19 protein-coding genes are annotated in these 24176 nt (G+C 51.4%); 6 read left to right on the top strand and 13 right to left on the bottom strand.

The genetic code is table 11. The annotated features are described in order from the left end of the window. Window positions 1-52: 52 nt before the first annotated feature. The 5 genes from corA to AC0YNW_RS26690 all read left to right on the top strand — a co-directional run bounded on the left by corA (window position 53) and on the right by AC0YNW_RS26690 (window position 4523). On the top strand, window positions 53-988 hold the full coding sequence (gene corA / locus AC0YNW_RS26710; protein WP_119800740.1) for a magnesium/cobalt transporter CorA: 936 nt from the start codon (window positions 53-55) through the stop codon (window positions 986-988). Window positions 989-1073: 85 nt separating this feature from the next. Continuing rightward, window positions 1074-1976: a LysR family transcriptional regulator gene (locus AC0YNW_RS26705; RefSeq protein WP_387468857.1), complete on the top strand. Its 903-nt coding sequence runs from the start codon at window positions 1074-1076 to the stop codon at window positions 1974-1976. Between the two features lie 11 nt (window positions 1977-1987). Continuing rightward, the gene (locus AC0YNW_RS26700; protein ID WP_475834471.1) at window positions 1988-2797 is read left to right on the top strand and encodes a histidinol-phosphatase; all 810 of its coding nucleotides are present in this window, start codon (window positions 1988-1990) and stop codon (window positions 2795-2797) included. Between the two features lie 231 nt (window positions 2798-3028). Beyond that, window positions 3029-3874, top strand: coding sequence for an EamA family transporter (locus AC0YNW_RS26695; protein WP_475834470.1), 846 nt, complete (start codon window positions 3029-3031; stop codon window positions 3872-3874). 340 nt (window positions 3875-4214) lie between these two features. Beyond that, window positions 4215-4523: a winged helix-turn-helix transcriptional regulator gene (locus tag AC0YNW_RS26690; protein ID WP_119800736.1), complete on the top strand. Its 309-nt coding sequence runs from the start codon at window positions 4215-4217 to the stop codon at window positions 4521-4523. Window positions 4524-4595: 72 nt separating this feature from the next. Here the strand turns inward: AC0YNW_RS26690 and AC0YNW_RS26685 are convergent, their stop codons facing one another. From AC0YNW_RS26685 to AC0YNW_RS26625, 13 genes are all read right to left on the bottom strand, one after another. Continuing rightward, complete coding sequence (locus AC0YNW_RS26685; protein WP_475834505.1) at window positions 4596-6452, bottom strand: SLC13 family permease; 1857 nt, start codon at window positions 6450-6452, stop codon at window positions 4596-4598. 203 nt (window positions 6453-6655) lie between these two features. Next, window positions 6656-7708, bottom strand: coding sequence for an NAD(P)/FAD-dependent oxidoreductase (locus AC0YNW_RS26680; RefSeq protein ID WP_475834469.1), 1053 nt, complete (start codon window positions 7706-7708; stop codon window positions 6656-6658). A gap of 72 nt (window positions 7709-7780) precedes the next feature. Continuing rightward, window positions 7781-8815, bottom strand: a complete 1035-nt coding sequence (locus AC0YNW_RS26675) for a FecCD family ABC transporter permease (RefSeq protein WP_387468866.1) — start codon at window positions 8813-8815, stop codon at window positions 7781-7783. Continuing rightward, window positions 8815-9873 carry a FecCD family ABC transporter permease gene (locus AC0YNW_RS26670; RefSeq protein WP_475834468.1) on the bottom strand — a complete coding sequence of 353 codons (1059 nt, stop codon included), beginning with the start codon at window positions 9871-9873 and terminating at the stop codon, window positions 8815-8817. The genes AC0YNW_RS26675 and AC0YNW_RS26670 overlap by 1 nt, the downstream gene beginning before the upstream one ends. Before the next feature lie 74 nt (window positions 9874-9947). Continuing rightward, entirely contained in the window at window positions 9948-11663 is a 1716-nt protein-coding gene (locus AC0YNW_RS26665) for an ABC transporter ATP-binding protein (protein WP_475834467.1), read from the bottom strand. A 67-nt stretch (window positions 11664-11730) separates the two neighbouring features. After that, entirely contained in the window at window positions 11731-13692 is a 1962-nt protein-coding gene (locus tag AC0YNW_RS26660) for an AraC family transcriptional regulator (protein WP_475834466.1), read from the bottom strand. A gap of 97 nt (window positions 13693-13789) precedes the next feature. Next, window positions 13790-14761: an ABC transporter substrate-binding protein gene (locus tag AC0YNW_RS26655; protein WP_475834465.1), complete on the bottom strand. Its 972-nt coding sequence runs from the start codon at window positions 14759-14761 to the stop codon at window positions 13790-13792. A gap of 133 nt (window positions 14762-14894) precedes the next feature. Further along, a complete protein-coding gene (locus tag AC0YNW_RS26650) occupies window positions 14895-16499 on the bottom strand; it encodes a helix-turn-helix domain-containing protein (RefSeq protein ID WP_475834464.1) in 1605 nt (534 codons plus the stop codon). 143 nt (window positions 16500-16642) lie between these two features. Then, window positions 16643-18610: an AraC family transcriptional regulator gene (locus AC0YNW_RS26645; protein ID WP_475834463.1), complete on the bottom strand. Its 1968-nt coding sequence runs from the start codon at window positions 18608-18610 to the stop codon at window positions 16643-16645. Between the two features lie 228 nt (window positions 18611-18838). Further along, window positions 18839-19207: a hypothetical protein gene (locus tag AC0YNW_RS26640; RefSeq protein WP_387468881.1), complete on the bottom strand. Its 369-nt coding sequence runs from the start codon at window positions 19205-19207 to the stop codon at window positions 18839-18841. A 527-nt stretch (window positions 19208-19734) separates the two neighbouring features. Continuing rightward, window positions 19735-20499 carry a succinate dehydrogenase iron-sulfur subunit gene (gene sdhB, locus AC0YNW_RS26635; protein WP_387468884.1) on the bottom strand — a complete coding sequence of 255 codons (765 nt, stop codon included), beginning with the start codon at window positions 20497-20499 and terminating at the stop codon, window positions 19735-19737. A gap of 2 nt (window positions 20500-20501) precedes the next feature. Continuing rightward, a complete protein-coding gene (gene sdhA, locus AC0YNW_RS26630) occupies window positions 20502-22259 on the bottom strand; it encodes a succinate dehydrogenase flavoprotein subunit (protein ID WP_387468886.1) in 1758 nt (585 codons plus the stop codon). A 25-nt stretch (window positions 22260-22284) separates the two neighbouring features. Then, on the bottom strand, window positions 22285-22956 hold the full coding sequence (locus tag AC0YNW_RS26625) for a succinate dehydrogenase cytochrome b558 subunit (protein ID WP_387468888.1): 672 nt from the start codon (window positions 22954-22956) through the stop codon (window positions 22285-22287). 202 nt (window positions 22957-23158) lie between these two features. On the opposite strand from AC0YNW_RS26625, the gene AC0YNW_RS26620 reads away from it, so the two are divergent. After that, window positions 23159-24046 carry a LysR family transcriptional regulator gene (locus tag AC0YNW_RS26620; RefSeq protein WP_387468890.1) on the top strand — a complete coding sequence of 296 codons (888 nt, stop codon included), beginning with the start codon at window positions 23159-23161 and terminating at the stop codon, window positions 24044-24046. The last annotated feature ends 130 nt before the right edge of the window (window positions 24047-24176 follow it).

Genomic DNA, 24176 nt, shown 5'->3' with positions numbered 1-24176 from the left:
GTTTTGGGTTCCAGCCGGCAGTCTCCTGTAAGACGAGAGAGGAGAACTGCGTATGAAAATCAGACATGTAAACAATGGAAAATTTACGATGGTGGAAGACATCGATCAGACGCGCCTGGCGCCTGAAGAAGGCTTCTACTGGATTGATGCAGATGTAGAGGATCTTGAGGTGCTGCAGCCGATATTCGGCATGCATGATCTTGCGGTCGAGGATTGCCTCAACGATGAGGAGCAGCGACCCAAAATCGAGATCTACGAAAATCATTATTTTATCGTCATTGACAGCATTCGCTTTGATGATGAAGATATTTTTTTGCGGGCGCTCAATATATTCCTGGGACGCCACTATATTATTACGGTAACAAAACAAAAAATTAACGAGCTCCGTTCCCTGAAGCCTATTCTATGGGAGCAGGAGGTCAATCGTCCGGACCAGTTCCTGTATTACCTGGTCGACCTTGTCGTAGACAATTACTTCCTCGTCGGCGATCGGATCGACAGCCGGATCGAGACGCTTGAGGAAGACATCCTGATGCATACAAAGAAGTCGCATCTGAATGAGATCATTGGTCTGCGCGGCGAGATTCTTTGGGTGAAGAAGGTGCTTGGCCCTCAGCGCGAAGTGATCTTCACGCTGAACAAGAAGGAGCTTAAGCTGATTGACGATCAGCTGCAAAAGTACTTCCGCGACGTCTATGAGAATGCCATCAAAGTATCGGAGTCCTTCGAGACGTACCGCGATCTGATGGGCAACCTTCGCGAGGCGTATCAGTCCAGCCTGACGAGTCGCGCCAACGAAATCATGCGCGTGTTCACAGCCATTACGACGATATTCATGCCGCTCACCTTTATTACGGGCATCTACGGCATGAACTTTGACGATATTCCAGGTATTCACTTCAAGCTTGGAGCCTATATTTTGCTCGGCATTATGATTGTACTGGGATTTGGCATGTTTATTATTTTCCGCAAGAAGGAGTGGCTCTGAGAGCCATTCCTTTTTTTGCTGCATACTTTTAGATAAGATATAATAGACCTATGCCCAGTGAACGTCGGAAGGGGGAATACTGGACATGAATATTAGCCAGTTGGAAACACTGCTCACCATCTCCAAGACGATGAGCTTCCGCAAGGCAGGCGAGCTTCTCAATTTGACGCAGCCAGCCGTATCGGCTCAGATAAAAAGCTTGGAGGATGAATTCAAAACCGTCCTGATCGACCGCAACCAGCCCGTTACCCTTACGGAACATGGACAGGTTTTCCTGGAACATGCGGAGCGCATGCTTGCCATCGTCGAGGAGCTTAAGCAGAAGCTCAACGATCTGAATCATACGCCCCAAGGCCATATTACGCTTGGCACGACCTCATCCATCGCGATTCAAATATTGCCGCGGGTGCTGTCTTACTTTCAGAATCAATACCCGCTTATCAAGACAACGATACATACCATGCCATCATCCCAGGTTATGACCTGCGTCGAGAATGGTTCCGTGGACGTTGGCATAACCTATCTATCGGAGAAAAATCCGAACATTGCCTCATCCACTCTTTATTACGATACGTTCGAACTTGTTGTCTCCCCGGAGAATCCGCTCAGCAGCCTGACGCATACTACCGTTGACAAGCTGAAAGACGTCCCGATGATTATGCTTGCACCGGACACGCTGGGCAGGCGATACGTAGACGCCATGTTCAGGAAATACAATGTTCAACCGAATATCGTCATGGAGCTGTCCAGCAGCGAAGAAGTGAAGAGGATGGTCGAGATCGATCTTGGCGCCGCCATCGTCTCCAAGCTGTCCATTCCTACAGAGCTTAAGCATGGCACGCTTAAAATCATTAAAATCAATGAGCTTGAAGCCAGCCACCCCGTTGGCGTCGTCTATAAGTCGGGCCGTTATCTGAATACGGCCATGCAGCAGTTTTTGAGCGATTTGAAAGGCATGCCAGAGCATTCATTCATCAGCAGCGAGTAGGAGGGTTTACGTTGAAATTCGATCTACATACACATCACGTCAGATGCGGACATGCGGATGGTACAATTGAAGACTACATTCTCGCCGGTATCGATGCCGGACTAAGTGTCATCGGCATATCCGACCACTCCCCTTATTTCTTCCATCAAGAGGATCAGCCTTGGCCGGGCATCGCTATGGCGAGAAGCGACTTTGCCAATTATGTAAATGAAGTACTGCGGCTGAAGGAGAAGTATGCAGGACGCATCGAAGTGCTGCTCGGCATGGAGTCGGACTACTTCGCCGATCACGCCGAAGCGTACCGGGAAGCCTATAAGGGCGTTCCGTTCGATTACTTGATCGGTTCCGTGCATCAGGTCAGCGGGGTCAGCATCTTCAATCGAAATCGCTGGAAGAACCTGGACGAGGCCGGACATCGAAATGAAAAGAAAAGCTATTACGAGCTGATCAAGCAATCCGCACAAAGCGGCATGTTCGATATATTGGGACATATCGATGCAATGAAGGGGTATTACCCCGCATTCTCGGATATTCCTGGACATGAGCATATTGACGATACGCTGCGTACCATTGCAGACTGCGGCGTATCGATCGAGATCAACACATCGGGCAGCACAAAGGATGTTGGGGGCTGGTATCCGTCTGACACCATTCTGGAGCGGGCGCTTCACTTCGGCGTGGATGTCACGTTCGGATCGGACGCCCATATTCCTAGCCGCGTCGGAGATGAATGGGAACTGGTCGCCAAGCGGCTGAAGGAGATCGGCTTTAAGCATTGGGTATTCTACCGTCAGCGACAGCAAGTTATCGTGCCGCTATAGCCACATGGGGGAGGGATGCGTACCGCGTCCCTCCCCTTCTGTGTGTGGAACCTGATCCGCAGATCAAGCTGCGTTGGAGACCTTTCAAGACAAAAAAAAGCGGGCCTGCACGCCGCAGGCCCTAAAAGGTTATATAAAAGGGGGTCTTGTTTATTATAATAGCCCAACCATATGTTAGGGCGGTAACAGGACTATTTCATTTGTGTAACAAATTCGGGAGTGTGAAATTCAATGTGGTTAGCAATAGCCATCGGCAGCGCAGTCCTCTTCGGACTGGCAGGCTGGTGGATGAAGGTATCGCAAATGCGCGGGGGTTCTACCCGCCTGCTGCTCCTTGCTCTCTACAGCGCAGGCACAGCAGGCTTCGGCATTCATACGGCTATCGAGGGTAGTCTTAGCGCTTTATTGGATATAAGAGTGTGGGCAGCAGGCCTCGTTATCGGCGCCGGTTCTGCCTGGGGCAATGCCTTGTTCATGAAGGCGCTTGAGCATGGTCCCGCCAGCTTGACCTCTCCCTTAACGAACTTGAATATCGTCCTGGTTGTAGCGATGGCTACGCTATGGTACCATGAGCCGCTAAGCTTGCCGCAGGGAGTTGGCGTCTTCCTGCTTCTGTTGTCAGTTATGCTGATCGCCTACAAGCGCAAGGAACCGCTCACGATTAAAGAAAAACGCTGGTTCCTGATTGTCGGGCTGGCGATCCTCATGTTCACCTTGCGCAACGGCGGACTTAAAGTGACAGACGAGCTTGGTCTTTCGAGTGCGCCGGTCTTGTTCGTCGCTTATGCGTTGTCGATTGCGTGGTTCCTTATTCCATCGAGCGAGATCATTACACCGGCGTCCAGACGCATGGGTCTCAAGCTTGGGCTTGCAGCCGGCTTGTTCTCCTACGGCGGCCTCCAGCTTTATGCGGTTGCCATTTCGACCGGCCAGGCGAATCTGGCGGCTCCGATCTTCGCGACCAACAGCCTGGTAGTGGCCATCGGCTCCATTCTGCTTTACAAAGAAAGATTATCCTTGCAACAGTGGGCCGCATTCCTGTTCATGCTTGCCGGACTCATCGTAATTAAGATGTAAATATTTTGCAGATTTCTTGCAACCTTTATACTCTTTCATACGTTAGTGTTGAAGAATAGTCAACAAAGCAAACGAACGACGATAAGCGGCATTGTCGTATTCGCACTGAACAATGAACATATAGAACTCTATGTTCCTGCTATTGGACGATATGATATCAAGCTGCGTTATCTGGAAGGCACCTCGGTGCTCCTCCTTACAAACATAACGCTTTATCCAACTTGGTAAAAAGTCAGTCTCTGCCTGCGCATAAGCTCGCCAAAAGTCTTTGTTGCCTGGCACACTTACTTTTCGTTCGTACATATGCTACAATAGAACTATGAAAAGAGGGGTGATTCTGTTGGATTATTCGACAATGTGCCCGAGGTATGAAGCTGCGGCTGATCTATTAGGCAAAAAATGGACAGGTAGAATCATTCGAGTTTTATTAGGCGGACCGAAGCGGTTTAAAGATATTAAGGAACAAATTCCGGAAATGAGCGACAAGATGCTGACCGACCGGATGAAAGAACTCGAAACGCTCGGCATCGTCAACCGTCAAGTGTATCCAGAGATGCCCGTTCGGATTGAGTACGAGCTTACGCCTAAGGGCAGAGACCTGCAGCCAGTCATCGAATCCATACAGGCATGGGGCGAGACTTGGATGTAAGACATAAGAAAACCGCCATTGCAGGCGGTTTTTTTATTTGCCCTTGCTTCTACTCCGACTTCTCCCGAACCATTAAAACGGGAAAAACAGCGGCAGCAGCGCAACCATCGCCACCCCCAGCAGCAGCTGAACGGGCAAGCCGACCTTCACATAATCCATAAAGGTGTAACGTCCTGCCGACATCACCAGCGCATTCGGCGGCGTGGAGAATGGCACGGCGAAGCAGATGCTGGAGGCGAGCGCTACGGCGAACAGGAACGGCACCGGATTAACGCCCAACTGGACTGCCGCCGCAAGTGCAATCGGCGCGAACAAGACGGCGCAGGCTGTGTTGCTGATAAACAGCGTCAGAGTCGACGTCGCAAAGTATATCCCCGCCAGCAGCGCAAGCGGTCCGGCGCTGCCCAAGCTGTCGACAAGCCCTTGCGAGATCAGCGTAGCCGCTCCAGTCTTCTCGATCGCCACCGACATGGGAATCATGCCCCCGATAAGGACGACGCTCTCCCAATTAACCGTCTTGTATGCGGAATCCATATTTCTCAAGCATCCGGTTGCTACCATTAGCACCGCAGCAATCATAACGGATATCACCGCCGGGAATAAATCTGCGATCATGAGCGCAACCATCAAGGCCATGATGCCGCCTGCGAGCGGCGCCTTATGGCTAAGCGGCATAGAAGCGGCCGTCTCCAGTGGCTGCCCTACAACGACAACATCGGCCTGCTCCTTGGACAGCGTGGCGATATTTTTCCAGGTGCCCTGAACCAGCAGCGCGTCTCCGCGCCGGATTTTCTCGTCCTTGAGTCCATGCAGCACATACTCTCCCTTGCGCTGTATGCCAAGAACATTGACACTGTATTGCTCACGGAAGCCGGCATGCTTAATCAATTGATTAATATGCTTGGAGTTTGGCGGGATAAGCACCTCCGCAATGCCGATCTCGGGGGATGCGTAACCGTCCGTCTCCGCTCCGCCCACCCGCTCTGTCGCCTGATGATCCAGCAGCGTTAATCCGCAATCTTTGGCGAAAGCTTCCACTTGCTGGAACGTGCCCTTTACATACAGAATATCCTGATCCATGACGACCGTGTCAGGGCCTGCCATCTCCCCATTAATCGTTTTGAAAAAAGGATTCTTATGCGACGTCTTCCGTCTGACCTCGCTAATATGTATGCCGTATTGTTGAAGAACCGACAGCTCCTTAAGCGGCTTCGAGACAACGCTGGACTTGCTGTCCGCCTGAACGCGGTACAGATGTCCGGTAAGGCTGTAACGCTGTGCCAGATGGTGCACGCTTTGATTGCCTGAGCGGCTGTCGTCTTCGCCGCTGCGTGACTTCAGCAGCCATTTGCTGAACACGATGATCAGAACGGTTCCGAGCAGGAGACATACTAGACCGATCGGCGTAAAGGAGAAAAACGTCAGCTCTGCAATGCCGTTTTTCGCCAGCGTCTCCCGAATCACCATATTAGGCGGCGTACCGATCAAGGTCAGCGTTCCTCCAAGGCTGCTGGCGAAAGCGAGCGGCATCAGCAATTTGCCCGGACTGACATTAGCGCTCATCGCGAGACTGATGACAATCGGAAGCATAACGGCAACCGTCCCCGTGTTGCTGACAAAAGCACCAATAAACGATGTGGACAGCATCACGGTCACAAGCAGCTTGGTCTCATTCGTGCCGGCAAGCTTGAGCAGCTTGCCGCTCACGATATTAGCCAGTCCTGTCTGGAAGATGCCTCCCCCAACTATGAACAGGCCGATCATCATAATGACGACGGAATTGGCAAAGCCCGACAACGCCTCTGCCGGAGTAAGTATATCGAATAATACCAGTATGACCAGGGCGCATATGGCGACTAAGTCCGAACGCACTCTGCCGCTTACAAACAAGGCGGCAGCCCCTGCCAATACCGATAAGGTTACTATCATATCCAACTGCAAATCGACTCCCTCCAGATGCTCTTACGCAATTACGCTATATTCTATACGATTATACATGAGGATAAGATTCATAGAGTGACTTTTTGGGCACAATATTGGAATCGCTTCCACCAGTCCGGCTGTATCAAATCCCATAAAAAAGCTCCCGGGCAACAGTTATGTGCCGCTCGGGAGCCTGGTTTCAATACGTATTAGGTTGTATACAAATGTTTCATCAGCTCGCGGTTTTTCTTGTCAAACAATTCATTATGAGAAGAAACCACGCCCCACCCCCTGGCGTCAGGGGTAATATACTGCTTTGCTTTATTAACTGCGTTGCCCGCATCGTGGAACGCGCCTGCAATCAGATGCAGCTTGCCTTCATGATAGAGAATATCCCCGACGGCGTACAAACCCTCTACTGATGTCTCGCTTGTTGGTTTTCCTTTTACGCAATATTCGTCTTCCATCTCGATCTTCAGCTCGCTCTTTTGCAGCAATTCCTTGTCGCGCTCGTAACCGTGATTAATGACGACCTCATCGACGCTCAGTACGATTTCTTCGCCGTCCGAGCTGCGCTTCAGCACCACGTTGTCTATTCTCTCATAGCCAGGCTCTGAAACCAGCTTCTCAATGGTCGTATTAAGCAGACATTCCACCGAGCTGTTCATTAATCGTGTTACCTCCGCCTCGTGGCCGTTCAGCATCTCCTTGCGGTAGGTTAAATATACCTTCTTCGCAATCTGCTCCAGCTCATTGGCCCAGTCGATCGCCGCGTTGCCGCCGCCAGAAATCAGCACCGTTTTCCCCTTGAAGCGCTCCAGCGATTTGACCGTGTAATGCAGGTTGGACAGTTCGTACTTCTCGGCGCCTTCAACCTCCAGCTTCGTCGGCTTCAGGATGCCGCCGCCAACAGCCAGAATAACCGTTTTGGAATAGTGGGCTTCGCCTGTTTGGGTGTGCAGCACAAAATGTCCGTCTTCATTCTTGGAGATAGACGTCACCTTCTGCCCCAGGACAACCTCTGGATCAAAGGTCATTCCCTGCGCCACGGTCTGATCAATTAATTGCGCGCCCGTAATCGGCGTCAATCCGCCTACATCCCAAATCATTTTTTCGGGATACACATGCACCTTGCCGCCCAAAAACGACTGAAATTCGATAAGTTTGGTTTTCATCTCGCGCAAGCCGCTATAGAAAGCGGAATATAAGCCCGCAGGCCCTCCGCCGATAATCGTAACATCAAATAGTTGATTGTTCTCCATCTCTCTCATCTCCCGTAATCTTATTAAAGAATCATCGTCTAGTCACGTCTTTCTCAGACGCTGCTCACATCCTCAGGTTCTCGTGCGAGCGAGCAAATACAAGAAATAAGGGGCGCCGATGACGGCAACCACGATGCCCGTCGGTATCTCCGACGGCTGGAGTATCCAGCGACCGACTGTGTCGGCAATAATGACCAGCAAAGCACCCGCCAATGCTGATGCCGGAAGCAGCAGCTGATGCTTCGGTCCCACCATCCGCCGTGCGAGATGCGGACCGATCAGCCCGACAAACCCGATGCCTCCGCTGACGGCGACGGATGCGCCGGCAAGCCCTACAGCCGCGATTAGCAGCTTCATTCGCTCGCCTTTCACCGAGGTGCCGAGCCCAGATGCAATCTGGTCGCCTAGACTGAGCACGTTCATAACACGAGCCTTATAGAATACATAAGGGAGCAGTACGACAATCCAAGGCAGCAGGGCGAGCACGAACTTCCAATTGGAGCCCCAGATGCTTCCCGCCAGCCAGGTAGCCAAAAATTGATATTTGTTCGGGTCCAGCCGCAGCGTCAATACGATCATCGCCGCGCTTATCCCTGCTGCTACAGCAATACCTGTCAGGATCAGCCGAGTCGGCGATATCCCCTCATGCCGCTTGTAAGCCAGCGCATAGATTAATGCTGCGGTCGCGCCCGCCCCGATCAAGGCGAGCACAGGCAACAGAAATACAGGCGCTGCCGCCGTCGTCGGGTAAAAGGAGATGAACAGCATCACCATCAGCCCTGCCCCCGCATTGATGCCGAGGATGCCGGGGTCGGCCAGCGCATTGCGCGATATGCCTTGCATAATACAGCCGGATACAGCGAGCCCTGCACCGATCAGCAGGGAGATGACAATACGCGGAAGCCTGAACTGATAAAGAATAAGCGACTGCTTCTCCGTTCCCATGCCGAATAACGTCTTCATCACATCAAGCGGCGAGAGCCGGATAAATCCTGTATTCATACTGATGATGAACGCAGTAATGATGAGTACAGCCAAAATCGCCATGACGATAAGCCCTCTTCGAAGCCGGTTGTCGCTGGCGGATAGTACATCTGCCTCCCGCATTACAGCTCCCTCCTTTCTTTCCTTGCCAAATATAGAAAGAACGGAACGCCTATCAGCGCAATGAGCGCTCCTACAGGCGTCTCGTATGGAGGATTAATCATACGCGCCGCCAAGTCTGCAAGCATGACAAGCAGACTGCCCAGCACGGCCGAGCAAGGAATAATCCAGCGGTAGTCCACGCCGACCAGGAAACGCGTCAGATGCGGAATAATCAGTCCGACAAAGCCGACTGCGCCGACGACGGATACAGCAGAGCCCGCAAGAATCAGGACAATAACCGTACCCGCCAGCTTGACCAGCTTAGTTCGCTGCCCGAGTCCTGCGGCAATCTCTTCCCCCAGCGTAAGCAGTGTAATCGACCGGGACAGCATTATGGCAGCGAGAATCGCCAAGCCTACCCATGGCGCCATAATCTCAAGCTGGTTCCATTTCGTACCCGCTACGCCACCCGCATACCAGAATGCCATATCCTGGCCGATGCGGAAATAAAGCGCGATACCTTCGCTCAGTGCCGCCAGCAGCGCGCTGACCGCCGCACCCGCAAGCACCAAACGGACGGGTGTCATCCCGCCCTTGGCCATTGACCCGACGCCGAATACAAGACCAGCGCCGACACCCGCTCCAATGAAGGAATACATAATCAGATACATAAAAGGCATGCCTGGGAAAAACGCAAAACATAAGGCAAGCGCAAAGCCAGCTCCGGCATTCAAGCCCAGCAAGCCGGAATCCGCCATCGGATTGCGCGTCATGCCTTGCATAAGCGCACCCGCTACGGCAAAGCTCGCGCCCACCATAGCGCCGCCCAGAACACGCGGCAGACGCAGCTCCTGAATAATCTGATGCTGCGTTATCGTAGGATCAAAGGAAAATATGGCTTTCCACACGGTTGCAAACTCAATATCAGCCGCTCCGAACGACACGGACAACGCCACGCTAAGCAATAGAGCAATCGTGCCGCCGATCAAGATTAATGTTGCGGCTACAGGACGCGACCGCAGTCGCGTCCTGTCCTCGCCAGTTTCATCTATGTTCATTTTTTTAGTCAAGTCCGACATAACCTTACTCCTCATTTGTCTAGATCGCGATGACATATTGTAGTAAATCGTTTGTTGCCCGATTGATCAATTGTTTACATCCCGAATTGAGCGCGGTGCAGACGGCTGTATACGCCTTCCTGCGCAATGAGCTCCTCATGCTTGCCTTGCTCTGCAATTCCCTGTTCCGCTACGACGATAATGCGGTCCGCATTTTTGACCGTGGCAAGACGATGCGCAATGACAAGCGTTGTGCGCCCTTGCGACAACTCTGACAAGGCCAATTGAATCGCGGCTTCCGTCTCTGTATCCAGCGCCGAAGTCGCTTCGTCGAGAATCAGAATAGGCGGATTTTTGAGGAACATGCGAGAAATCGACAGCCGCTGCTTTTGTCCACCGGACAGCTTCACGCCCCGCTCGCCTATAAAGGTGTCGAGGCCATCAGGGAGCGACTTGATCAGATCCTCCAGCTGAGCGCGTCTCGCGGCCTCCCAGATCGCTTCATCGCTTGCGCCCAGCCTGCCATAAGCGATGTTTTCGCGAATGGTACCGTCGAACAGGAAGACATCCTGCTGGACAATGCCAATCTGTGCGCGCAGCGATTCCAGCGTCATGCTACGAACGTCCATGTCGTCAATGGTGACCGCCCCGCCCTCTACATCGTAGAATCGCGGCAGCAGTGAGCATAAGGTACTCTTGCCTGCGCCTGACGGCCCAACAAGCGCGGCTGTCTCCCCGGCGCGAATGGTCAGATTCACGCCTTGCAGCACCTTGTCTTTGCCTTCGTAGCCAAACGTTACGTCGTTGAAGCGGATTTCTCCGCGCAGATGCTCCACATGGCGGGCATTCGGCGCATCATCCACATCCGGTTCCGTTTCCAGAAGCTCCAGGTAACGCTTGAAGCCGGCAATCCCTTTCGGGTATGTCTCGATGACGGAGTTAATCTGCTGGATTGGTCCCAAGAAAACATTGGACAGCATGACAAACGCAATAAACTGGCCGTACGACATCCTGTCTTCAATAACAAACCATGTTCCGCATACAAGTACGAACAGCGACACCAGCTTCATCAGAATGAAGCTAAGAGAGGAGTTCCAGGCCATAATCCGGTAGGTGAGCAGCTTAGTGATTCGGAACCGTTCATTGTTTTGGGCAAAACGGTTGATTTCGTGCTTTTCATTGGCAAACGCCTGAACGACGCGAATGCCGCTGACGTTGTTCTCTACCCTTGCGTTATAGTCAGCGATGTCCGCGAACATTCTTTTGAAGGCCGCCGACATCTTCTTGCTGAAATACATGGACAAATAAATCATGATCGGCACGATAATAAAGGTCAGCACCGCCAATTGCCAATTGATGCTCAGCATAATGCCGAACGCACCCGCCAGCGTCATAATGGCGATAAACAAATCCTCCGGACCATGGTGGGCAATCTCGCCGATATCCATCAAATCGTTGGTCATGCGGGAGACCAGATGCCCGGTTTTGTTATTATCGAAAAATCGGAATGAAAGCTTCTGAACCCGGTCGAACAGCCTCTTGCGCATATCCGACTCGATGTTAATGCCCAGTTTATGACCCCAATAGGTCACGACATAATGAAGGGCGGAGCTGATGATGTAGATGCCGAGCAAGCCGAGGCAAGCATATAAGATCCACACCCAATTGCCGCTCGGCAGCAGATCGTCAACGATGCGATTGACTGCAAGCGGGAATGCCAGCTCCAGCAAGGCCGCTATTATCGCACAAGAAAAATCCAGGATGAACAAGCCCTTATAGGGGCGGTAATATTCAAAAAAACGACGTAACATAACTACCTCCACGGCTACACATAATCAATCAAAGGGTTGCCCCATTTTCAGCGAGCTTCAGCGCTCGTTATTTCAATCCTGCCAGCCATTCGGCAAGCTCCTCGGTTTGGGACAAAACGGCAAGCGGATCATAATACCAGGAATCCTTTTCCTTCCATACATAAACCCGGTCATTTTTCACCGCATCAAGCGTGCCCCAGATCGGATCGGCCTTTACATCCTCCACGGTACGATCGTTGGAGGTCAGAATGATGTAGTCGCCTGCATATTGCGGCAGCGCTTCATTCGACAGGCTAGCCCATTGCTTTTCCATAATTTCTGCGGCGATTCCCGCCGGCGGATGGAAGCCAAGCGCTTGGTAGACGGGTTGACCGCCTCTGCCGAAGTTGTCGCCGTATACATAAATGTCTTTATCAGCCCACTCAATAATCGAGAAGGTAGCGCCCTCCTGCACGGCTTGAAGGGCTTTCTCTTTCGCAGCGGCAATTCGGCGGTCATATTCCTCCAGCCAAGCCTTCGCTTCCTTTTCCTTGCCAAGCAGCTCTCCGAAATACGTCAGCTCCTCATGGGCGTTTTTAAGCTCGCCATATGGGACAGCAAGGGTTGGCGCGATTTTGGATAACTGCTCGTATCTGGCATCATCCATAGAGGCGCCTGTAATGATCAAATCAGGCTGCAGGTCGACCACCTTCTCCAAGGATCCATTCACCTCGCCGATATCCTCGACGCCCTCCAGCAGCTCGGCCAAATATGGATTGTCCCAATGAAGGCCAGGCGTCCCGATTGGCGTAACGCCAAGAACAATTAAGCTGCCCAAATACTGATCGGCCACAATACGCTCCGGATTAGCCGGAATTTGTATGTCCTTGCCGCCGGAGACGACCGTTCTGGTTTCTGAATCAACGGCGGTCGGTTGCGGAGTGGTGCCGGAGCTTCCCTCCGCTGCATTCGAAGACGGCGCCGGTCCATTGCCCGTATTGGAAGCGGCAGTCCCGCTGGAGCATGCGCTCAGCAATAAAGTGAGGCATAGCAAAAGCGTTGCCGCGGTTGTAGTTGAAAACGATTTGTACATGAAATGATCTCCTCTGCTCTGATGTTGATAACAATTATCATTATCAGTATGATCTCGTTTCCCCACTGCGGCAATGGAGGATCTTAGGATTGCAGATGGATTTTTCTCGGATTGGCTATTTTCGAGTCGTATGTTCCGGTACTGAAGCGGAGAAACTCCGATCATCTTCTTGAACATGCGCCCAAAATAATACGGGTCGGCATACCCCACATATGCCGCGATTTCGCGGATGCTTGCTTCTGTGTCAAGAAGCAGACAGGCTGCCTTTTCCATTCGGATACGAAGCAGATAATCGATTGGACTATAGCCCACTTGCTTCTTGAAGACATCCGACAGATGTGCGGCGCTGTAATTTAATGCTGCTGCAAGCGACTCCAGCGAAATAGACTCCGTATAATGCCTCTCCATATACCGGACAGCCCGTGCCGCAAGATCCGGCACCGCTGACGCAGACTCTACGCCCTGCCGATGCAGCTGCTGCAGGATCATGCCGACCAGCTCATAAAACATCGATTTGACCTGGAATCTCTCGAACGGACCTGCGATCAGCCACTCCCGGCGCATTGCTTCGACGATTCGGAATAAGGAGAGTGGATCATCCGGCATAAGCTGATACGCCGTCCGGAAGGGATTAGAGCGTGCCAGCAGCTCCGTCATATTGCGGGATGGCAGTGGCAGTACGGCTTTGTAATAGATTAAGTCGTACTCCCATTGCTCTTCTCTTATATGGATATCCATAATAGAGCCTTTGCCGCCATGGAGCACATGAAACGGACGAAGAGGATATTCCTTTCCGTCCAGCGTAATAGCAGCGCCTCCTCTAGCGGCGAATAAGAACATGCTCGCCGGCAGCTGGTACCCGCGCAACTCTTCCCCTTTTCGTAAGATCATGTGCCTGATATCCAACACTTTGATCGAGGCATGATTCCATAATGCGATATGCTCCTGTTCAAACATCGTCTATAACACCCTTCCAACCTTCCTCTTATATGAGTATTACGGCTCATGATGCGGACGGCGGAAGGCTGTGGTCAACGGTTTCACGTATAGAGCGTTATTGCGTCTGCTTCCACGCCTGAAGCATCTCCGCCACCTTTTGCACTTGGGCTTTGATTGCAATCGGATCGTATGGCCAGAAGTAATCGCCGTCCAGATCGAATACCTGGTTCTCCTTTACCGCATCCAGCGTCATCCATACAGAGCCTTCCCGATCCAGCAGTCCCTCCTGCGGAGAATCCAGAAAGATGTAGTCTCCCGCAAATTCCGGAACCAGCTCGAAGGATATTTTCTTATTATCCTCGCCAGCCTCGATCATCTGCTGCACACGCGGTGGCGGGGTGAGCTCCAAATGCTTGTAGATGGCTTGTACGCCGCGCCATACTCCCGAGGCGTAAATGTACATGCCTTTGTCGAAGCCTCCCATTACCGTCACCGTCTCATCATCACCGATAATGCCTTCTATTTGGCCTTTGGCGGCCTTTACCGTCGCATTAAAATCAGCAACCCACGTCTCCGCTTCATCTTCCTTGCCTAACAGCTTTCCGAACTCGCGGATTTCATCTCGCGTGTCCTTGAACGTATCGTACGTGTACACAATGGTAGGTGCGATTTTGGAAAGCTGCACGTAGAGCTGCGGGTCTTGGCTTAGCGTAATAATCAAATCAGGCTCTAGCGACAAAATCTTCTCTACGCTGCTGTTATCGATATTGCCGATATCTTCAATTCCGTCCGTCAAGCCTTGTACATGCGGACTTTCAATATCCCAGAATGGCGCGCCTATCGGCTTGACGCCAAGAGCCAATAAGGTAGCCATATAGCCTTGCGCAACAATACGCTTCGGATGGGCAGGAATCTCAAGATCGCCATTTACGGTTTCTACGATGCGTGTCGCAGGACTGGACTCAGAAGCTTGGTTGTCCTTCTGATTGGAGGGCTGAGCGCCTTCCCCGCTTCCGCAAGCGGTCAATACGACGATAAGCGCCGTTAACAAACTAATAAATCCAATATAAGGTTTGGCCTTCTGCATGTATCTCTACTCCTCTGAAATAGACTTGATGTGATCACATCGCCAATAATGAGAATCATTATCGGTTACGGACCTAATCATATCAGCAGGAGACATGACCGTCTATTTCAAGAAGTTGTCTTTTTGTTATGTCTTAATGTTGGATCACATGCCCGGACAGCAGCCATTCCACTTGCTTCTCCAGCTGTTTCTCAAGCGATAGTCCCTCGCAGCTCCAGCATTCCTCCAGCTTAAGCGGGTAGATGCGGTTATGCTTTGCGGCGGGCAAGCTGCGCCATGCTTCGTCTTCCCGGAGCATACGGTTCAGCTCGCCTTCATAATCCGGGCTGTCACATATGACGACAAACATATGATCAGCCGCATACTCCGGCAGCTCGGATTCCGTTATATACATCGGCTTATCGGGCAGCAGCACCTCTTGCTGTATCCGCTCCGGCGCAGTCATACCCAGCGAGTTGTACAAATTGTAAGCCCCTCGTAGCCTTCGATTCCAAATACCGATGGACTGCTCCCGTATTTCATATAACGCAACCGTTTCATTCGGCTTGATATGTTCAGCGAGCCGCAGCCTGGCATACCGGGCCTTGGCCAAATAACGGTTAATCCATTGTTCCGCTGCAGCCTCTTTTCCCACCAGCTTGCCGATTAGCCTTACCTCCTCCAGCGGGTCCAGCTTAGCCCAATCCAGCGTGACGACTGGCGCAATCTCCTCCAGCTGCTTCATTTTGTCCGGCGTATGATAGAAGTAGGTTGGCGCAAGAATCAGATCCACGCCAAGCGACTTGAGATCATCCGCGCCGTACTGCTCGCTTACCGTATGGACGTCTCTCAACTCGTCCTTCAACAAGAGCGAATGATGGAGGATGATTGCGTCTGTGGCAATCGGCTGAACGCCTAATGCCAAGAGATGGCCTACAAACTGGAAGGCTGCGATGCGTGCCGGCTTGGGCAAGCTGCGGAACTGCCCTGGCGTCATACCGGTTACGGCTTTGAACTTCCGGCTCAAGTACAACCCGCTCTTGTACCCCACACTGAGCGCAATTTCATGCAGCGTCTGATCCGACGCAAGCAACCGCTCCTTCGCTTTCCCGATTCGGAATCGATTCAAATATTCGGAGAATCCCCAGCCTGTTCGCTTGCGGAAGAGCGTGGAGAAATACGTTTCGTTGAAGCCGGCCATCCCTGCAAGCTGAGCGCGCGTAATCGGTTCTTCATAATGCCCATGCACATACGCGATCGCCTCGTCGATCAACTTATCATAATGGACGTCTTCCTTGCCTCCGCCATCGCCGGAGAACACGAAATCCAGCAGCTCCTCCAGCATATACCGCTTGGCGCGACTGCTAACCTTGCCCGCTATCGGAGCTTCTGTCAATTGACGCAGCTGCGAATAGGCTCGCTGTGACAGATTCGGCGACACCCAGCCGCTCTCCGGCAGGATCGACCAATCGACATGATACAGCATTCGATTGTCGCTCTCCTCCATTAGACGGTAAGACTCGAAGGCAATATAATGAATCCTGGCATTCGGCGTACCGCTGGATAGAAGCTTGATCTGCTGCCATGGCCTCAGAAACATCATAACCCCGTTCTGAAGCGTCACGGTTCGTCTGCCCAGCTTAACCTTAACCCCTCCCTCTGCCGCTATAAAGGATGGAAATTCTACTTGTAGGGCCGAAGCCTGGTGCTGTAATTGAAGCCGGCTTGCCGACTTCAACGTAAAGATGGATGCATCCATACCTGCTATGCCTCCCAAAAAGCTCATATGACTACCATTATAGTGATAAAGATTATCAATATCAATGAACTTTTTAAAAAAAGTCATTATCTTTAATCCATTTTCAAACAAATGCCCGCTCTTAGGCAGAACGGGCATTTCGGTCAAGATGTTGTTTTCAGCAAACTGTCCACAATAAAATCGAGCTGCTTGTCGAGCGAATAGAGGTCGGTATAATAGCTGAGTCCAAAATCAAGCTCGATCAAACGTCTGTCCTTAACAGCAGGGAGGTTGTTCCATACAGTGCTGTCCGTCAGGTTCTCCATCCCTTCATAGGCGGAGCGGATGATGATATCACCTGCATATTCAGGCAGCTTTTCGAAAGAAATCTCATAACTGTACACCTTGTCCGTAGCGTCAATATCCTTTTGAATGATGTCCGGCGCCTTCATTCCCAAATATTCATATACAACTTCCGATCCTCGTCCATACTTTTTGCTCGCCGTAATGAGCATATTGCCTTTGCCGCCCTCCATAATCGTCACCGTTTTGTCCAACATGCCTGCTTCGCGCAGCTTCTCCTTGCTGGACTCAACCTTATCGTAAAATTGCTGCAGCAGCGCATCGGATTCATTCTCCTTGCCCAGCACCTCGCCTAGCGTTTTCATTCTCTCTTCCAGCGTCATGCTTTCAAAAGGCATAAATACCGTTGGTGCAATATCCTTCAGCACCTTATATGGATCCTCCGAAGGCACGATGATTAAATCCGGGTCCAGCGCAAGCACAGCCTCCGGGCTTGGCTCCATCCAGTGGCCTAAGGAAGGGACACCCGATACCTCTTCCTGAAACGCCGCTCCGTCGTATACCTCCGATACGCCGACAGGCTTTGCGCCGAATGCCAGCAGATCACCCACATGATACAACACAACGATGCGTTCCGGATTCGCGGGTACTTCTATCTGGCCTTTCAATGTAGACACCATTCTCGTCTTAGACTCCGCCTGCGCATTCCCATTCTCCCCTGCGTCTCCGTTCACTCCAGCCGCGGGCGAGCTCGATGCGCCTCCGCTAGCATTGGAAGCCGATTGGCCTCCCGTTCCGCCAGAGCATGCCCCGAGCAATAACAGCAGGCATAACATCATAGATGTAACCGCCAAAGATGACTTGTTGCCGTTCATAGTTAACTTCCTCTCCCTCATATATTGAAAATGATTCTTACTATCATTAACAATATATCGCGGCCTCCGGCTTCTGGCATCAGACGATATGAACCTGTTTACAGGATAATCCGAACTTTGTTCTTTATGCTTCTCACGGTACTGCCCCGGTGTTAAGCCAACCGTTTTTTTGAACACGCGGATAAAATAAGACATATCCAGATAGCCAACGCCAGCTGCGATCTCCTGCAGCTGGAGATCCGTGTCTGTCAGCAATTGCCTGGCTTCATCCATTCGCACTTCAATTAAATATTCGATCAGGCTTCTGCCCGTTTTGCTTTTGAACTGCCTAGCCACATAAGGCGCGCTGTAATTGAGCGCCTGCGCGAGCGATTCCAGCGTAAGCGGCTCTCGATAATGTTCATGAATGTATCGAATGGCTTGCTCTGCCAAGTCGGGCAGATGCGTTTGAATGTTTTGACTGGTCAGCTGCCGCAGCAGCTCATAAACAAAATCATAAAACAGCTTTTTCACATAAAACCGTTCCAGCTCGCCCTCAGTTCCCCATTCACCATATAGTTCTCTAACCATCTCCAGCAACAAAGCCGGATGCTGCGGCTGAAAGCCATATTGCATGGCAAACGGATTCTTTCGCTCCATCAACTCCAAGATTTCTTGGCGATTCGGAAGCGGAATAACCGCTTTATAGAAAATCATATAGAACTCAAATAATTCCTCCGTTAAATCGATAGTCAAGGTTGCCCCTTTACCGCCATGTATAACATGAAAGCGTCTAGCCGCATATTCCCGATCATCCATCCATATATCTGCTCCGCCGCGCACAGCATACATAAACATGCTGGACGGAAGCTTATATGCCCCCAAGCGATCGCCAGCCTCCAACGTCGTGTGACGTACATCCAGCACCTTAATAAAGGCATGATTCCAAAGCTCCATTTGGTCACGTTCGAACATTCACTCTGTCCATCCTCTCCAGCTTACTTCGAACATGATTGTAGCAGATTTCAACGAAAATGATAATCGTTATCATAAAATACACAAAAAAGACCGCCCCTCTCACAGCGGAGAACGGAGCGATCCTTGAAAGGGTCGAGGGACCCCAAAAAACATAAGCGTGTAAGTTGCGTTACTGCCAGTCAAGCTTAGTGTCTATCCCCTATTAAATAAGAAAAGCAATTTGAATTAATAGGTGCTCCAAACGATGGATGGCCCCATCCAACCGCTTGGCAGGGTAATAACGTATTTGTAAGTGCCGGCAGGCTGATTGCCCAAATATAGATTGCCCGTACGGATTCCATCTCCGTGAGGCATACCGCCCTCAATGCTGCCGGAACCGACGTACACATCACCTGAAGCCGTGACACGATAAACCGTTGCATACATCCAACCATGTATATGTGAATCATATGCGTAATATTGAAGGGCAAGGTTACCCCCACTATGTGTTGTTGTACCGGTATCTGTACGGGTCGTGCTTGCGGAAACACTTGTAGCGAAAGTCAAAAACATAACTAAAGCGATTAGTCCCAGGCCCATTCTTTTAATATTCATTGTAATTCCTCCTCAATTAAATGTTTTTTAGCGCTTACAGTTTCACTTATGCCTAACTAGAAGCTGTTCCTATCATGCAAAGCTCGTGCTCGTGCATGAACCACCTCCCTATAAGAATTAAGCAGGTTCACTCAGGCTAGTACAAAAAAACTTATGGGTATCGTCATAAGGAAGGTATTCATGGAATAGAAGTGGTAAAGAAGGAAGAGACATAAGGAGAAAAATAGTTCAACCGTAGTACTTTTTTATTGGTATTGTATCACCTGTCCCATTCTTTGACAATCATTTCTAGTTCTTTTCCATGAACATTTCACTTTAGCGGGTCCTATTTGAAATTATATTTTAGCTCATAATTCACAGCACATAGACGAAAGGCTAGTTGACAGAGAGCCCCTATTTTGATTATTATTGATAATAATTATCAATATCAACGTTCAACCGTTTATTCCCATAAAAAAGCCCCCAAGCGTAAACGCTTGAGAGCTTTATCACCGTATACGATCACAATCGTACGGAGCTTAATGATCTTACATGCCCAGCCATTTCTTGAACAGATGCTTGGTGGTGTCCTTGTTCATTGCCGCAATAGAAGTCGTCAGCGGAATGCCCTTCGGACAGGAGCGCACACAGTTCTGCGAGTTGCCGCAGCCCTCAATGCCACCGTCGGTCATCAGTTCATCCAGACGCTCCTCCTTGTTCATCTCGCCCGTCGGGTGAGCGTTGAACAAGCGAACCTGGGAGATCGCAGCCGGGCCGATAAAGCTGTTGCGATCATTGACGTTCGGGCAGGACTCCAGGCAGACGCCGCAAGTCATGCACTTCGACAGCTCGTACGCCCACTGGCGCTTCGTCTCCGCCATACGCGGACCAGGGCCCAGATCGTACGTACCGTCAATTGGAATCCATGCTTTAACCTTCTTCAGTGCGTTGAACATGCGCTCGCGGTTAATGACGAGGTCACGGACAACCGGGAACGTGCGCATCGGCTCAAGACGAATCGGCTGTTCCAGCTGGTCGACCAAGGCGCTGCACGCCTGGCGGGGCTTGCCGTTAATGACCATGGAGCATGCGCCGCATACTTCTTCCAGACAGTTGGATTCCCAGCATACCGGCGATGTTTTGGAACCGCTCGACGTGACAGGGTTACGCTGAATTTCCATCAGACCGCTGATGACGTTCATGTTCGGACGGTAAGGCAGTTCGAACTCTTCCGTATACGGCTTGGAATCCGGCTTATCCTGGCGGGAGATGATAAACTTAACGGTTTTGGATGCGACAGTCGTTTCAGCCATGATTATTCTCCTTTCTTCTTGTCAGTGGAGTAATCGCGCTTACGCGGAGCAATCAGGCTTACGTCGATGTCCTCGTAAGAGATTTTCGGTCCGTCCGGCGTCCAGTCCGCAATCGTCGACTTCATGAATTGATCGTCGTCGCGCTCTGGGAAGTCCGGCTTGTAATGCGCGCCGCGGCTTTCATTCCGCATCAGTGCGCCAAGCGTCATTGCTTCGGACAGCTCAAGCATGTTCCACAATTGGCGTGTGAAGGCAACGCTTGCGTTGTTCCATTGCGCCGAGTCATTGATGTTGATGTTGCGGTAACGCTGCTTCAATTCCTTGATCTTGCCGATTGTAGCCTCCAGCTTGTCATTGAAGCGAACAACCGTCATGTTGTTCGTCATCCACTCGCCAAGCTCCTTGTGGATTACATAAGCATTCTCTGTGCCGTTCATGGCCAGAATACTGTTGTATTTATCGGTATGCGACTTCGTCGCACGATCGAATACGGAGGAAGATACATCTTCAGCCGATTTCTTAAGGCCTTTGATATACTCAACCGCTTTCGGACCTGCTACCATGCCGCCATAGATGGCGGACAGCAGGGAGTTAGCGCCCAGACGATTCGCACCGTGGAACTGGTAGTCACACTCGCCGGCAGCGAAGAGGCCCGGGATGTTCGTCATCTGGTTGTAGTCAACCCACATGCCGCCCATCGAGTAGTGAACTGCAGGGAAGATCTTCATCGGAATTTTCCGCGGATCGTCACCCATGAATTTCTCATAGATTTCGATGATGCCGCCAAGCTTAACGTCCAGCTCCTTCGGATCCTTGTGCGACAGGTCAAGGTATACCATGTTCTCGCCGTTGATGCCGAGCTTCTGGTCTACGCAGACGGAGAAGATCTCACGAGTCGCGATATCGCGCGGTACGAGGTTGCCGTACGCCGGATATTTATCCTCAAGGAAGTACCAAGGCTTGCCGTCTTTATACGTCCAGATGCGTCCGCCTTCGCCGCGTGCCGATTCCGACATTAGACGAAGCTTGTCGTCGCCCGGAATTGCAGTCGGGTGAATTTGGATGAACTCGCCGTTCGCGTATTTGACACCTTGCTGATACACGGCGCTTGCCGCAGTACCGGTATTGATAACGGAGTTCGTTGTTTTGCCGAAAATAATGCCAGGACCGCCGGAAGCCAGAATGACCGCATCCGCACGTACCGTATGAACTTCCATCGAACGGAGATCTTGCGCCGATACGCCGCGGCATACGCCGTCGTCGTCAAGTACTGCGCCAAGGAACTCCCAATGCTCGTATTTGTTAACCAGGCCAGCTGCTTCCCAGCGGCGGACTTGCTCGTCCAATGCGTAAAGCAGCTGCTGGCCAGTCGTAGCGCCTGCAAATGCAGTACGGTGATACTTCGTGCCGCCGAACCGGCGGAAGTCCAGAAGGCCTTCCGATGTACGGCTGAACATAACGCCCATACGGTCCATCAAGTGGATGATGCCCGGTGCCGCTTCGCACATCGCTTTGACTGGAGGCTGGTTAGCCAGGAAGTCGCCGCCATAGATGGTATCGTCAAAGTGCTCCCATGGGGAGTCGCCTTCGCCTTTTGTATTAACAGCGCCATTGATGCCGCCTTGCGCACACACGGAGTGCGAACGCTTGACCGGTACAAGGGAGAACAGGTCAACGTGCACGCCGGCTTCCGCTGCTTTGATTGTCGCCATAAGGCCGGCCAAGCCGCCGCCGACGACGATAATTTTATTTTTTGCCATTACGCTTCGCTCCTTGTCTTCAAAACTATCCGATATTCGCCGTAGTCAAAGCGACGCTTGCTGCTGCTTTGAACTCGTCGCCGCTAAACGCAACCAGAGAAAGAATGAACAGGGCCGATACGATGACGAATACGCCCATGCAAATATAAGAAGAGATACGTTGCGCTTTAGGGCCGACTGTAATGCCCCAGCTGATCAGGAATGCCCACAGGCCATTGCTGAAGTGGAATACCGCAGCAAGCACGCCGATCACGTAAAGCGTGAACATAAGAGGGCTGCTGGCGATGTGATTCATCGTCGAGCCAAGCTCCTCATGCGTGATGTTGCCCATGTACACCTGCAGACGCGTCTGGTACACATGCCAGAAAACGAATACAAATGTGATAACGCCTGTTACCCGTTGAGCCGTGAACGCCCAGTTGCGTCCATATTGAAAACGGCCCGTATTGGAGTTCGACTGGTATGCGACGTATAAGCCGTAGATACCGTGAAACAATAGCGGGAGGTAAATGCCGAAGATTTCTAGCAGCGATATCATCGGCAAGCTGTTGATCAGATGCACGCCCTTGTCGAAGCCCTCAGGTCCCCGTTCGAACGCCTGGTAGTTCGTGAGCCCGTGCACAACAATGAACCCGCCTAGTGGAATAATCCCCAGAAGCGAGTGCAGCTTGCGCGAGAAATACGAATTTCCTTTCATTTTTCCTTCTCCTTTCAAGACTGTGAATTACCCATTCGTAGTAAAACAAACCATTCTACATTGTAACGCTAGCATGTACCCCCGTCAACAAATGTCGACACATATTTGCCACACTTCCATCCTACTCCTTTTCAGCTTATAATGGAATTGCATATTTTTTATAATTTCTTATAACAAAATGATATAAGGGGCTTATAACACCATGTACGAAGAGCTTCATGTCTTCACGGTAATCGTCGAACAATCCAGTATGAACAAAGCATCCGCGCTGCTTAACCTGTCGCAGCCAGCCTTGTCGCGCAAGATTGCGAAGCTGGAGGATGAGATCGGCGTCGAGCTGTTCAGGCGTGTCGGCAAGCGGCTGGAGCTTACGCGGATCGGACAATTGACCTATGAATATGCGCTGGAGCTGCGACAGCTGCACCGTCATTACTTGCAGACCGTCTCCGAATTTACGGCGACCGGCCGTTCCTCGCTGACGATTGGCGCGAGCCTCACAACGCTGCAGACGACGCTGCCGGATTTGATCCAGATGCTGACGTCGACCCATCCTGAATTCGATATCAAGGCCGTCACAGGAAAGACACATGAGATCGTCTCTTATGTCAGAGAGCATAAAGTAGATATCGGCATAGTCGCCTCTGGAATTGATGATGCCGCGCTTCGCTGCGTCCCTCTATTCGATGACCATCTGCTGCTTGTGCTGCCCCGCAGCCATGTCGTCACAGAGAAAGGCATGCTTCACATTGAAGATTTGAACGGCTTGCCGATGATTCTGTTCTCCAAGGGCACCTGGTACCGCATCATGACCGATGAGCTGTTCGATACGTACCGGATCTCCCCGGATGTCCGCATGGAGATTGACTCCTTCGAAGCAATCCTGCGGCTGCTGCATACATGCAGAGCCGGAACGCTGCTGCCCAAGTCCTACATGCGCGAGCAGCTGCTTGAGGATAATGATCTTATCGTGGTGCCGATCAAGGAGCTGGCGGAAGCCAAACGGACGACTTCACTCATTCATCTGGACCCTGCGGCGTTAAGCCCGTCCGTTAGGCAATGCATTAACGAAATTACAGCAAAGTTCAATTAATATAGTTATTGCCATCTTGCGCTCCCAAAATCCCTTGAAACCGATGACCTTCCGAATCGTTACTACCTATATATGTCGGCCGGCGAATGGATAATTTAGACAGCGTTGTGATAAGGTAGTGTAAGACCAT

The sequence above is a fragment of the Paenibacillus sp. J31R120 genome (genome assembly GCF_056269225.1).
This window is presented reverse-complemented; position numbering and strand designations above follow the sequence as displayed.